Origin of the sequence: Oceaniglobus roseus (assembly GCF_002869745.1) — a bacterium.
In the GTDB taxonomy this organism is placed as follows: domain Bacteria; phylum Pseudomonadota; class Alphaproteobacteria; order Rhodobacterales; family Rhodobacteraceae; genus Oceaniglobus; species Oceaniglobus roseus.
Genome location: NZ_PNOS01000022.1, coordinates 18808 through 31790 on the forward strand (window position 1 = coordinate 18808; position 12983 = coordinate 31790).

13 protein-coding genes are annotated in these 12983 nt (G+C 69.0%); 7 read left to right on the forward strand and 6 right to left on the reverse strand.

Annotated elements, in window-relative coordinates:
- Positions 1-75 precede the first annotated feature (75 nt).
- The 7 genes from A7B20_RS12090 (at position 76) to A7B20_RS12120 (ending at position 6802) form a co-directional block, all read left to right on the forward strand.
- The gene (locus A7B20_RS12090) at positions 76-933 is read left to right on the forward strand and encodes an SPOR domain-containing protein (RefSeq protein ID WP_342747260.1); all 858 of its coding nucleotides are present in this window, start codon (positions 76-78) and stop codon (positions 931-933) included.
- 57 nt (positions 934-990) lie between these two features.
- On the forward strand, positions 991-2262 hold the full coding sequence (locus tag A7B20_RS12095) for a D-alanyl-D-alanine carboxypeptidase family protein (RefSeq protein ID WP_102108840.1): 1272 nt from the start codon (positions 991-993) through the stop codon (positions 2260-2262).
- Entirely contained in the window at positions 2259-2924 is a 666-nt protein-coding gene (gene tmk, locus A7B20_RS12100) for a dTMP kinase (RefSeq protein WP_102108841.1), read from the forward strand. Before A7B20_RS12095 ends, tmk begins: the two co-directional genes overlap by 4 nt.
- Positions 2917-4038 carry a DNA polymerase III subunit delta' gene (locus tag A7B20_RS12105; protein WP_102108842.1) on the forward strand — a complete coding sequence of 374 codons (1122 nt, stop codon included), beginning with the start codon at positions 2917-2919 and terminating at the stop codon, positions 4036-4038. Before tmk ends, A7B20_RS12105 begins: the two co-directional genes overlap by 8 nt.
- Before the next feature lie 5 nt (positions 4039-4043).
- Positions 4044-4847, forward strand: coding sequence for a TatD family hydrolase (locus A7B20_RS12110; protein ID WP_172961009.1), 804 nt, complete (start codon positions 4044-4046; stop codon positions 4845-4847).
- Positions 4844-5644: an MBL fold metallo-hydrolase gene (locus A7B20_RS12115; protein WP_102108844.1), complete on the forward strand. Its 801-nt coding sequence runs from the start codon at positions 4844-4846 to the stop codon at positions 5642-5644. The genes A7B20_RS12110 and A7B20_RS12115 overlap by 4 nt, the downstream gene beginning before the upstream one ends.
- 228 nt (positions 5645-5872) lie before the next feature.
- Positions 5873-6802 (forward strand): AEC family transporter, encoded by a 930-nt coding sequence (locus A7B20_RS12120; protein ID WP_102108845.1) that lies wholly within the window; start codon positions 5873-5875, stop codon positions 6800-6802.
- A 10-nt stretch (positions 6803-6812) separates the two neighbouring features.
- Here A7B20_RS12120 and A7B20_RS12125 read toward each other — a convergent pair whose 3' ends face one another.
- The 6 genes from A7B20_RS12125 to A7B20_RS12150 all read right to left on the reverse strand — a co-directional run bounded on the left by A7B20_RS12125 (position 6813) and on the right by A7B20_RS12150 (position 12975).
- Positions 6813-7832 carry a Hint domain-containing protein gene (locus A7B20_RS12125; RefSeq protein ID WP_102108846.1) on the reverse strand — a complete coding sequence of 340 codons (1020 nt, stop codon included), beginning with the start codon at positions 7830-7832 and terminating at the stop codon, positions 6813-6815.
- 174 nt (positions 7833-8006) lie between these two features.
- Positions 8007-8918, reverse strand: coding sequence for an ABC transporter permease (locus tag A7B20_RS12130; RefSeq protein WP_102108847.1), 912 nt, complete (start codon positions 8916-8918; stop codon positions 8007-8009).
- A 62-nt stretch (positions 8919-8980) separates the two neighbouring features.
- A complete protein-coding gene (locus tag A7B20_RS12135) occupies positions 8981-10312 on the reverse strand; it encodes an ABC transporter permease (RefSeq protein WP_102108848.1) in 1332 nt (443 codons plus the stop codon).
- Positions 10313-10600 (reverse strand): DUF1330 domain-containing protein, encoded by a 288-nt coding sequence (locus tag A7B20_RS12140; protein ID WP_102108849.1) that lies wholly within the window; start codon positions 10598-10600, stop codon positions 10313-10315.
- A gap of 81 nt (positions 10601-10681) precedes the next feature.
- On the reverse strand, positions 10682-11755 hold the full coding sequence (locus A7B20_RS12145) for an ABC transporter substrate-binding protein (protein WP_102108850.1): 1074 nt from the start codon (positions 11753-11755) through the stop codon (positions 10682-10684).
- A 116-nt stretch (positions 11756-11871) separates the two neighbouring features.
- Positions 11872-12975, reverse strand: coding sequence for an ABC transporter ATP-binding protein (locus A7B20_RS12150; protein WP_102108851.1), 1104 nt, complete (start codon positions 12973-12975; stop codon positions 11872-11874).
- Positions 12976-12983: the final 8 nt, after the last annotated feature.

Consider the following 12983-nt stretch of genomic DNA (forward strand, 5'->3'; position numbering starts at 1 on the left):
CAAGGCCGGTGACCGGCACGAAGGGCGGGGCAACGACCGCGCCACCATTGGGGGCAACCGATGACAGGACATCTGGTGAGACTGGCCATGCTTTCGGGTCTGGTGGCCCTGGCCGCGGGCTGTCAGGACGGCGCGGGGCCGGGGTTTCTGAAGAAGCCCGGCGATTCCGAGGCCGGATCCTCCGAGGCACCGCGCAGCACCCGGCTGGTCGAGCGCGACATCGAGGCCCCGGAGGTGTTCCAGCTGTCCGAGACCGGCCTCTGGGACGGCCGTCCCTCGCTCGGCGGCGTCTGGGTCGCCTATGCCGACGTGAAGGACCCCGAGCGGGTCATCATCCGCAACGAGGCGAACGGCAAGTTCGTCGTCGGCGCCCTGTTCCGCCGCGAGCGCGAGACGCCGGGGCCCGCGCTCCAGGTGTCATCCGATGCGGCCGAGGCGCTCGGGATGCTGGCCGGGGCCCCCGCGAAGCTGAACGTGGTCGCGCTGCGGCGCGAGGAAGTGGCCGAGACGCCGGACTCCGCGGCGGCCGCCGGCGACGCCCCCCTGCCCGAGCCTTCGGAGATCGAGGCGCTGTCGCTCGACACGCCGCCGGGCGGCACGCCGCCCGCCGACGCCGCCATCGGCGACGACGCCACCTCGGCCGTGGCCACAGCCCCGGCCCCTGCGGCGACAGCTCCGGCCGCGCCGCCCGCGTCGAAGGTCGACCGGCCCTATGTCCAGATCGGCATCTTCAGCGTCGAGACGAACGCCGAGGAGACCGCCGCCGCCCTGCGCAAGGCCGGAATGACGGTCACGGTGAAGACCCAGTCGGCCAGCGGCAAGTCGTTCTACCGCGTCATCGCCGGTCCGGCGGGCAGCGCGTCCGAGAAGGACCGGCTTCTCGCGAAAGTGAAGAAGCAGGGCTTCTCCGATGCCTATTTCGTCTCGAACTGACCGCGGCCCCGTGCCACCCCCTGCCGTGCCGAACAACCGACCCGCTGGAGGCCGACCATGACCCTGATCCGACCCTTCCGCCTGGCCGCCGCGATGGTGATCGTGCTGGCCGCCGCCCTGCCCGCCCGTGCCTTCGACACCCGCGCCGGCGCGGCCTGGGTCTATGACATCACCACCGACACCGTGCTTCTGTCCAAGCAGGCCGACGTGCCCCTGCCACCGGCCTCGATGTCGAAGCTGATGACCCTGAACATGCTGTTCGAGGCGCTGCGCGACGGGCGGGTGACGATGGACACCCAGTTCGGCGTCTCCTCCCGCGCCAAGGCGATGCAGGGCTCGACCATGTTCCTGAACGAACGGGACCGCCCCACGGTCGAGCAGCTGATCCAGGGCATCATCGTCAACTCCGGCAACGACGCCTGCGTGGTCGTGGCCGAGGGGCTGGCGGGGACGGAAGAGGCCTTCGCACGGATGATGAACCAGCGGGCCGAGAGCCTGGGGATGACGCAGTCCACCTTCGCAAATGCCTCGGGCTGGCCGGATCCGCGCCACCGGATGAGCATGCACGACCTCGGCATCCTCGCGACCCGACTGATCACCGAGTTCCCCGAATACTACGGCTACTTCTCCGAGAAGGAGTTCGAGTACGACGGCCGCGCGCCGCAGAACCGCTTCAACCGCAACCCGCTCCTGAAGCTCGGGATCGGCGCGGACGGGCTGAAGACCGGCCACACCTCCGAGGCGGGCTATGGCCTCGTCGGCTCGGCCGTGTCGGGCAGCCGGCGGATCGTTTTCGTGATCACCGGGCTTTCGTCCGAAACCGCCCGCGCCGAAGAGGCCGAGCGGATCGTCAACTGGGCCTTCCGCCAGTTCGTCGAGAAGACCATCGTCACCAAGGACCAGCCGATCACCCAGGCCGAGGTCTGGATGGGGCTCGATCCCACCGTGGGCCTTGTTGCCGCGCGGGACGTGTCGGTGCTGGTCCCCGCCCTGCTGCAGGAGGGGATCGAGGCGCGCGCCGTCTACACCGGCCCGTTCGAGGCACCGATCCTCGCGGGGCAGGAGATGGGCGAGCTGGTGATCTCGCTTGGCGACCTGCCCGATGCCCGGGTGCCGCTGCTGGCGGACCGCGCGGTGGCCAAGGGCGGGTTCGTGCCGCACCTGAAGACCGCCGCGCTGAAGCTGGTGAAGGACTTCATGGCCGAGGACGACGCCCCCGCCGCCACGCCCCAGCCCGACGCCGCTCCGGCGGCGACCTCGGCAACCGAGGCTCCGGCGGCGGAGCCCCAGGCCGCTGCCAAGCCCGAAACGGCCGCCGAATTCGAGTGAGCGGCGCCTCCCCCACCGGCGGGCTGTTCCTGACCTTCGAGGGGATCGACGGCTCGGGCAAGTCCACCCAGGCGCGCCTGCTGGCCAATGCGCTGCGCGACCGCGGCTTCGACGTGGTGCTGACCCGCGAACCCGGCGGCTCTCCGGGGGCCGAGCAGATCCGCTCGCTGGTGCTGGAGGGCGATCCCGACCGCTGGTCGGCGGAAACCGAGATCCTGCTGTTCACCGCCGCGCGCCGCGACCACCTCGAACGCACGATCCGCCCTGCCCTGGCGGCCGGCAAGATCGTCGTCTGCGACCGCTTCGCCGATTCTACCCGGATGTACCAGGGCCTCTCGCGGGGCGACCTGCGCACCCTCGTCGACCGGCTGCACGCGCTGATGATCGGCTGCGAGCCCGACCTGACCTTCCTGATCGACATGGACCCCGAAACCGGACTGGCCCGCGCCCTGTCGCGCCGCACCTCCGAGGAGCGGTTCGAAGGTTTCGGAGCCGCCATGCAGGCGCGGATGCGCGACGGCTTCCTCGGCCTCGCCGCCGAGTTCCCGGACCGCTTCCGCACCGTCGCGGGCGACCGCCCGGCCGAGGCCGTCTCGGCCGAGGTGCTTCGCCTCCTCGCTCCGCGCCTCGAAGCCCTCCCTCGGGGCGTGCCCCATGGCTGAGGACGAGCCGCTCGAGGCCGACCGCATCGAAGGCGCCCCCCACCCGCGGGAAACCTCCGCGCTGTTTGGCCAGCACGGGGCCGAGGCCGCCTTCCTCGACGCCTTCAACGGCGGCCGGATGCACCACGCCTGGCTGATCGCCGGCCCCCGCGGCGTCGGCAAGGCTACGCTCGCTTGGCGCATCGCCCGCTTCCTGCTGTCCCGGACGGACGAACCGGCGGGCATGTTCGCGCCCGAACCGCCCACGACGCTCGCGATCCCCGACGATCACCCCGTCGCCCGCCGCACCCGCGCGATGTCCGAGCCGGGGCTGCTGCTGATCCGCCGCGCCTGGGACGAGAAGGACAAGAAGCTGAAGACGGTCATCACCGTCGACGAGGTGCGCCGCCTCTCCGCCTTCTTAGCGCTTTCCTCGGCCGAGGGCGGGCGGCGCGTGGTGATCGTGGACGCGGCGGACGAGATGAACCCCCAGGCCGCCAACGCGCTCCTGAAGCTTCGGGAGGAACCGCCGAAGCGCTCCACCCTGATCCTCGTCAGCCACGCCCCCGCCCGGCTGCTGCCGACGATCCGCTCGCGCTGCCGCACCCTGCGCTGCACGGCCCTCGCGCCCGGGGACATGAGCGCCGCGCTGGCCGCCATGGGCGAGGAACCGGGCGCCGACGCCGAGGCGCTCGCCGATCTCGCGGGCGGCTCGGTGGGCGAGGCGCTGAGCCTGATCCACCTCGACGGGCTCAAGCTCTACCGCGACCTCGCCGCGCTGCTCGACGGTGCGCCGAACATGGACCGCGGCAGGCTCCTGTCCCTCGCCAATGCCATGACCGGCCGCGCCAATGCCGAGAAGTTCGACCTGACCCTGCGCCTGTTCGCCCGCCTGCTCTCGCGCCTCGCGCGCACCGGCGCGGGCCTGCCGCCGGAGATCGAGATCGCGCGGGGCGAACGGGCGCTGCTGACCCGCCTCGCGCCGGACGCGCAGGCAGGGCGCCATTGGGCCGACCTCCAGCAGTCGCTCGGCGCGCGCATGGCCCACGGCAAGGCGGTCAACCTTGACCCTTCCGCGCTCATCCTCGATATGGGACTGACCCTGAACCAGAGCGCGGCGGCCACCTCCGCCTGATCCCCATGACGCCACCGGCCATCACCGACAGCCATTGCCACCTCGACTTTCCCGATTTCGAGGGCGAGCACGCGGCCCTGATCGCCCGCGCCGCCGAGGCGGGGGTAAGGCGCATGGTGACCATCTGCACGAAGCTGAAGAACGCGCCCACGGTCCGCGCCCTGTCCGAAGCCCACGCGCCGGTCTTCTGGGCCGCGGGCATCCACCCGATGAGCGTCGCCGCCGAACCCATGGCGACAGTGGAGGAACTGGTGGCGCTGGCCGAGCACCCTAAGTTCGTCGGCATCGGCGAAACCGGGCTCGACTACCACTACACCGCCGAAAGCGCGGCCCAGCAGCAGGACAGCCTGCGCCTGCACATCGAGGCCGCGCGCCGCACCCGCCTGCCCCTCATCATCCACGCCCGCGACGCCGACGACGACATGGCCCGGATCCTGACCGAGGAACACCGCGCCGCGCCCTACGCTTGCGTGATGCACTGCTTCTCCAGCTACGCCGCGCTGGCGAAGGCGGCGCTCGACCTTGGCTTCTACCTGTCGATGTCCGGCATCACCGCCTTCCCCAAAAGCGGCGAACTGCGCGAGATCTTCGCCGCCGCCCCCCTCGACCGGATCCTCGTGGAAACCGACAGCCCCTACCTCGCCCCGCCGCCGAACCGCGGCAAGCGCAACGAACCGGCCTACACCGCCCACACGGCCCGCAAGGCGGCCGAGACCTTCGGGCTCGATTATGCCGACTTTGCCGCGCGCACCGAGGCGAACTTCGACCGCCTGTTCGCCAAGGCCGCCGCCTGGACCGCCCCGGCATGAGCGACTACCGCTTCACCATCCTCGGCTGCGGCTCTTCGGGCGGCGTGCCGCGGCTTGGCGGCCACTGGGGCGACTGCGACCCGGCGAACCCGAAGAACGCGCGCCGCCGCTGCTCGCTCCTGGTCGAGCGGATCGACGGGGCGCAAACGACCCGCGTGCTGATCGACGCCTCCCCCGACCTGCGCGCGCAGCTGCTCGACGCGGGCGTCGGCACGCTCGACGCGGTGGTGTTCACCCATCCCCATGCCGATCACACCCACGGGCTCGACGATCTGCGGATGATCGTCTTCAACACCCGCAAACGCCTGCCGCTCTGGGCCGACGCGGCGACCGAGAAAAGCCTCGGCACCCGCTTCGGCTATGTCTTCGTGCAGCCCGAAGGATCGAGCTATCCGCCGATCTGCGAGATGAACCGGATCGAGGGGCCGGTGACCATCGACGGCCCCGGCGGCACGATCACCCTGGCCCCCTTCGAGGTCAACCACGGCAACATCCACGCCCTCGGCTTCCGCATCGCCGGGCTCGCCTACCTGCCGGACGTGCTGGAGATCCCCGACGCCGCCTGGCCCGCGCTCGACGGTCTCGACGTCTGGATCGTCGACGCCCTGCGCCGCACGCCCCACCCGTCCCACAGCCATCTCGACCGGACGCTGGGCTGGATCGAACGGGCTCGCCCGAAACGCGCGGTGCTGACCAACATGCACGTCGATCTCGACTACGCCACGCTCGAGGCCGAGACCCCCGCCCACGTCACCCCCGCCTTCGACGGCATGCAGATCACCCTGCCCGCCGACTGACCCCCGCCACGGCCAAGGCCGCCCATCCCGAAGGCCCTGACCCATGTCGGCCCTCCCTCCCCGCTCCGCCCGCCCTCTACCGGCCGCAACGACGGCCGGTCCCGGCCCATGGCGCCCCGCCCTGCTTCTTCTTTGCAGAAATACTCCCGCCGGAGGCATCCCGCACCCTCCACGCGCACGCCGCCCGCAGCAGAGCACCCACGCGGCACACCGCACCGAGGCCCCCCGATGCAGGCCCTGATCGAGGTCATCCTGCCGGTCTTCCTGGTGATCGGCTTCGGCTATCTCGCCGTCTGGCGCGGCTACTTCTCGGACACCGGCGCCGATGCGCTGATGAAGTTCACCCAGACCTTCGCGATCCCGTGCCTGCTGTTCCGCGCCATCTCGACCCTCGACCTCGGGACCGAATTCCATCCGGCGATGCTGTTCTCGTTCTACCTCGGCGCGCTTTCGGGCTTCGCCGCGGGGCTGGTCGGCGCCCGGCTGATCTTCCGGCGGACCTGGCCCGACAGCGTCGCCATCGGCTTCTGCGGGCTGTTCTCGAACTCCGTCCTGCTCGGCCTGCCGATTTCCGAGCGCGCCTTCGGCACCGCCGCGCTCGACTACAACTTCGCGATCATCGCGCTGCACGCGCCGTTCTGCTATGCCGTCGGGCTGACGGCGATGGAGATGGTCCGCAACCAGGGCGGCACCTTCCGCGACACCGGCAGGAAGCTTGCCCGCGCGATGTTCCGCAACGCCCTCGTCATCGGCATCCTCGCGGGCTTCGCGGTGAACCTCTCGGGGCTCGAGATCCCGAAGCCGATGCAGGACGCGGTGGACCTGATGGTGCGCGCGGCGCTTCCGGCGGCGCTCTTCGGGCTTGGCGGGGTGCTGGTGCGCTACAGGCCCGAGGGCGACATGCAGGCGATCCTCTGGGTCTGCCTCTGCTCGCTGGTGATCCACCCGACCGTGGCCTACGCGACCGGAACGGCGCTCGGGATCTCGACCGAGGCGCTGCGCGCGGCGGTCGTCACCGGCGCCATGGCTCCGGGGGTGAACGCCTATGTCTTCGCCAACATGTACGGCACCGCGCGGCGCGTCGCCGCCTCGGCGGTGCTGATCGCCACGGGCCTGTCCATCCTCACCGTCTGGGTCTGGCTCGCGATCCTGCCCTGAGCCGCGCCCCTCAGGCCGCCAGCAGCGCGCGTGCCTCGTGGCGCCTCAGGGCGCAGCCGGCCTCGGGACCGTAGGCGCCGGGATCGGTGACGAGGCGCGGAAACAGCGCCAGTATCTCGTCCCGCGCCGGCCGATCCAGGCCCATCAGGGCCTGGCGGCCGGGATAGAAGCTCTCGCTCGCCACGCCGTCGCCACAAAGGATGGCATGGCGGGGCAGCAGCAGATGATGATAGCCGACCACGCCTCCGGTGATCCGCGTCACCGTGCGGCCGTTCACGAAATGCGCCGCCGGAATCAGCACCTCTGCCCTGTCGAACATCAGCAGCGCCGCCGAGCGGGTGACGAGGATCCGGTGCTGCGGCGAGACCACGAGCGCCCGCTCGTTGCCAAGCGCGCCGGGCGCGAAACGGACCGGAGCCGTCCTGCCAAGGCAGGGAAAGCGCCGCCCCCCGGCCCAGAGCACCCGCTCGCGCCCCGTCGCGGTGCAGACCCAGTCGCCGCCGCGCAACTCCTCCACGGCGCGCGTGCCGCCCGGCACGGCGATCCGGGTGCCCGTCCCGAAACAGACCGGCCGCGCATAGTCGGCGGCCTGCATGGTGGACGGCCCCTCGCCGCTGCCCGTCACGGTCAGCGGCACGCCGACCGGAGGAAAGCCGCCGGGCCCGCCAATGAAGGCAAGGCCCTCGACCGTGGCATAGGCTGGGTTCGAATTGTTGATGTTGAAGCCGATCAACTGATAGGTCTTGCCGCCATGGCTAACGTTCAGCGTGTACTCCGCCTCGACGACCGAGCCCGCCGCGTACTGCACCCCGTCGAGGCTTTGCGACCCGTTCAGGGTCTGCGAGCCGTCGTTGTCGGAGAAGGCGGTGTCGGCATCGTTCAGGAACATCTCCTGCCAGTTGCCGCTCGTCAGCGTGATCGTCCGCCCCACGAGGTGCGAGCCGTCCCCTTGGGTGAGGCCGCTCAGATCGCCGCCGCCGCTGATGTCGATCCCTGCCCTGCCAAGGACGTAGATGCCGTATTGTGCCATTCCGGTTCCCGTGCGCGGACGGCAGGTCCGCAAGTGCAGGGTTAACCATCAATTTGGCCACAAATGCGTCGGGTCCGGGGACAATCCGGGCCGCGAGGGACTTCCCGGCAGCATCTCCGCAGGGGGCGTGAAACGATGGCAGCGCTGCCGGCGGGGGCGCTGCCGGGCATCCGGTCAGGCCGGGGACATGCCCCGCATCTTCTCGGACCGGCGGCGCAGCAGCTCGATCGTCGCGAGGAGCGCGATGGAGATCACGACCAGGATCGTCGCCACCGCCAGGATCGCCGGGCTGATCTGCTCGCGGATGCCGTTCCACATCTGCCGGGGGATCGTCTGCTGGTCGTGGGCGGCGACGAACAGCACCACCACCACCTCGTCGAACGAGGTGACGAATGCGAAGAGCGCGCCCGAGATCGCGCCGGGCAGGATCAGCGGGAAGGTGATCTTGAAGAAGGTCGTCCGCGGATTGGCCCCGAGGTTCGCGGCCGCCCGGGTCAGCGAATGGTCGAAGCCCACCAGCGTCGCCGTCACGGTGATGATGACGAAGGGGATGCCGAGCGTGGCGTGGGCCAGGATGATCCCGAAGTAGGTGTTGGCGAGGCCGGTCTTGGAATAGAAGAAGAACAGCCCCGTCGCGGTGATGATGATCGGCACGATCATCGGCGAGATCAGGATCGCCATGATCGCCCGCCGGAACGGCATCTCGGGGCGCGACAGGCCCAGCGCCGCGAGGGTGCCGAGGGCCGTCGCCAGGATCGTCGCGAAGAAGCCGATGATCATCGAGTTCTTCGCGGCGTTGACCCAGGCCGCGTTGGCCCAGACATCGGCCCACCACGAGCTGTCCCGCGGCGCCTCGGCATTGTTCATCCCGAAGGTCAGAAGCAGGTCGTACCAGCGCGCCGAGAAGCCTGTCGGGTCGAGCGACAGCATCTTCTGGGTGAAGGTGAAATAGGGTTCGGCGTTGAACGACAGCGGGATGACGATCAGGATCGGCGCGATCAGGAACAGGAAGATCAGGCAGCAGATCACGATGTAGGCATAGTGCCAGATCCGCTCCAGCGTGTCGGCGTGTTTCGGCAAGGCCATGACTCAGCGCTCCCTGCTGGGGTCGGACATGGGGGGACGAGGCAGGCAAGGGACCATGGGCGTCACCCGAGCTTCAGGTTGTCGATGCCGATCAGCCGGTCGTAGAGCCAGTAGAGCAGCAGGATGCCCGCAAGCAGGATCGAGGCCAGCGCGGCGGCAAGCGACCAGTTCAGCGACTTCGTCATGTGGAAGGCGATGAGGTTCGAGATCAGCTGCCCGTCGGCGCCGCCCACGAGGGCCGGCGTGATGTAGTAGCCGACCGCCAGGATGAAGACGAGAAGCGCCCCCGCCCCGATCCCCGGCACCGTCTGCGGGAAGTAGATGCGCCGGAACGCGGTCCAGCTGGTCGCGCCCAGCGAACGGGCGGCGCGGACGTAGGAGGGGTTGATCGGGCGCATCACGGAATAGAGCGGCAGGATCATGAACGGCAGCAGGATATGGGTCATCGCGATGATCGTGCCGGTCTGGTTGTACATCATCTGGATGCGCCCGTCGTCGGACAAAAGCCCCCCCGCCACCAGCGCGTCGTTGATCACGCCCTGGGATTGCAGCAGCACCATCCAGCTTGTCGTGCGCACCAGGAGCGAGGTCCAGAACGGCAGCAGCACGAAGATCATCAGAAGGTTGGAATAGCGCAGCGGCAGCGTCGCCAGCAGGTGCGCCACGGGATAGGCCAGGACGAAGGTCAGGAAGGTGATGAGCAGCGACAGCAGAAGCGTGCGCACGAACAGCTTGATGTAGAGCGAGCGGTCGTCGGGCACCTTCACGATCTCGCCCTGCGCGTTCCTCGTCAGGTCGATGGCGGCGAGGTAGAAGTTCGCCGTGTAGGCCGAGGAGGCGCCGCGCATCACCGCCCAGAGCTCGGGGTCGCCCCACTCCTCGTCGATGTCGAGCATCGCCTCCTTGTAGGGCGGTTGCAGGTCCTCGGCCTTGCGCGCGGTCTTGGTGAACAGCGACCGGGTGCCCGACATGTCATAGTTGATCCGCGTGCCGACCGACCCCGCGGCGCGCAGCTCGTCCACCAGCAGGAAATCCTTGGCCAGCGCCTCAAAGGCGGCTTCGTCGGGCTCGGTGCCGGGCGGGTTCGCGTCGAACCAGTTGCGCACGTTCACCATGATCGGCGTCTCTTCCTTGGTGATGACGTCGACGTTGGTGGTGAACCCCGGGTTGTAGACCGACTGGTGCAGCATCTGCCCGATCGGGAAGACGAAGGTGATCAGCACGAACAGCAGAAGCGGCAGCACCAGCAGGAAGGCGCGCCGCTTGGCGTGGGACTGCGCGGCGGCAAGGGCGGCCTTCAGGGGGCGGCCGTCGGCGGTGGTCAGGCCGCCGGAACTGACTCCGCCCGCGTTTATGGCGACGGCGGCATGGGGATCTGCGGCGGTCTCGGTCATTCAGGTACCCTCGATGATGACGATGTCGCTGTCCGAATGGGCGCGGCGGATCGCGGCGGCCTTCTGGTAGTCCTCCGAGTGGTAGCAGTCCTTCGCGGCCTCGAAGCTCGGGAACTCGACGATCACGTGGCGGTCCTTCTGCGGCGTCTCCGGCGCCTCGCTGGCGCCGCCCCGCACGATGAACCTGCCGCCGAACCGTTCGACCACCGGCGTGTCGAGCCGCACGTATTCGGCATAGTTCTCGGGGTCGGTGACGGTGACATGCACCATCCAGTAGCCCTTCTTCATCGTCTCTCCCCCGTCGTGCCGTCTTGCCGTCGTGCCGTCCTGATTGCGGCGCCCCCGGGACGGGGACGCCGCGGTGTCGTGTTACTGCGCCAGCCAGGCGTTGAAGCGCTCGTTCAGCTCGGCGTCACGGTCCGCCCAGAACTCGAAGTTGTTCACCAGAGCGGTCTTCATGTTGGCCTCGGCCGTGGGCATCTCGGGGCCCATCTCGGTCTTGCCGTCCATGTAGGTGCCGACGAGCGGGCCCGAGGACTTGCGCGCGGGGCCGTAGCTGATCCACTTGGCCTGATCCGCCAGACGCTGGGTGTCGGTCGCGAAGGCGATGAACTTCTTCGCCTCTTCCTCGTTCGGGGCGCCGCGCGGGATCACGAACAGGTCGAAGTCGAGGATCTGGCCGTCCCAGACGATCTTGAACGGCTGGCCCTCGCCCACGGCGGCGTTGAAGATGCGCCCGTTGTAGGCGGTGGACATCACCACCTCGCCGTCGGCCAGAAGCTGCGGCGGCTGCGCGCCGGCTTCCCACCAGACGATGTCGTCCTTGATCGTGTCGAGCTTGGCGAAGGCGCGGTCCACGCCCTCGTCGGTCTCGAGCATGTCATAGACCTCGTCCGTGGGCACGCCGTCGGCGATCAGCGCCATTTCCAGGTTCGCCTTGGCGGACTTCCTGAGGCCGCGCTTGCCCGGGAACTTCTCGGTGTCGAAGAAGTCGGCCATGGTGCTCGGCGTGCCTTCGACGTTCTTCTCGTTGTAGGCATAGACGGTGGACCACACGATGCTCGCCACGGCGCAGTCGGTCAGCGCGCCCTCGATGAAGTCGTCGGCGGCGGGGGTGCCGTCGGGCGCCGCGGGCAGGATCGACTGGTCGATCTCGACCAGCAGGCCCTCGTCGCACAGGCGCACGGCGTCGGAATATTCGACGTCGGCCACGTCGACGGTGACGTTGCCGGCCTCGACCTGGGCCTTGATCGGGGTCGCCGGGTTGTCGGCGTCGACCATGTTCACCTTGATGCCGGTCTCTTCGGTGAAGGGCTTGGCATATGCCTCGGTCTGGCTCTTGCCATAGGCGCCGCCCCAGGACATCACCGTGACTTCCTGAGCCTGCGCTCCGAAGGCGACGCCGCCAAGCGCTGTGGCCAGAAGGATGCTTCTCAACTTCATACTGTAACTCCCTATACAGTCCGGTTTTTCGTCGAAGGAACGGGCAGCTCCGGACCACGCGCGCCCGTCCATGTTCATCGCGGCCCGCGCGGTGCGGACCGTCGACATCTCGTGCCTCAGGCGTCCAGCGCCCGGCAGTCCTCGGGCACCCAGCCGATGCGGACCTTCTGGCCGGGCTGAAGACGCTGCTGGTTGTGCTGGTTGCGGGTCTTGACGATGAAATCGTCCGACCCCGCGACCTTCAGGCGCGTGCGGAACACGTCGCCCATGTAGATGAACTCCTGCACCTCGGCCTCGAGCGTGTGGGCGTTCGCGCCCAGATGCCCGGGGTTGATCTCGACCCGCTCGGGACGGATCGACACCCGCGTGCGGTCGCCCGCCCGCTCGACGTTGACCGGCACCGTGTCGATCACGTCGCCGCTGTCGAGCCGGACGGTGGCGATGCCGCCCTGGATGTTCTCGACCTTGCCGAGCAGCGTGTTGTTCTCGCCGATGAACTGGGCGACGAAACTGTTGCAGGGCCGCTCGTACAGCTCGTCCGGCGCGGCCAGCTGCTGGATCCGCCCATCCTCGAACACCGCCACGCGGTCGGACATGGTCAGCGCCTCGGTCTGGTCGTGGGTGACGTAAACAACAGTGATTCCAAGGCGGTCCGAGATGTGCTTGATCTCGAACTGCATCTGCTCGCGCAGCTGCTTGTCGAGCGCGCCGAGCGGCTCGTCCATCAGCACCAGCGCGGGTTCGAACACCAGCGCCCGCGCCAGCGCGACGCGCTGCTGCTGGCCGCCCGACAGCTGCGCGGGACGGCGGGCGCCGAAGCGGCCCATCTCGACCATGTCGAGGGCGCGGCGCACCTTCTCCTCGCGCTCGTCCTTGCCCATGCCGCGCACTTCCAGCGGGAAGGACAGGTTCTCGTTGATCGTCATGTGGGGGAACAGGGCATAGTTCTGGAACACCATGCCGATGCCGCGCTTGTGCGGCGGGATGTTGTTGATCTCTCGCCCGTCCAGCCGGATCTCGCCGTTGGTGGCCGTCTCGAACCCCGCCAGCATCATCAGGCATGTGGTCTTGCCCGACCCCGAGGGCCCGAGCATGGTCAGGAATTCGCCCTTGCCGATGGAAAGGTTGAGGTCCTTGACGACCAGCGTTTCGCCGTCATAGCTCTTTTGCACGCGATCGTATTGCACGAACGCGGATGCATCCTGAGCGGAAGCAGCCATATGTTTTC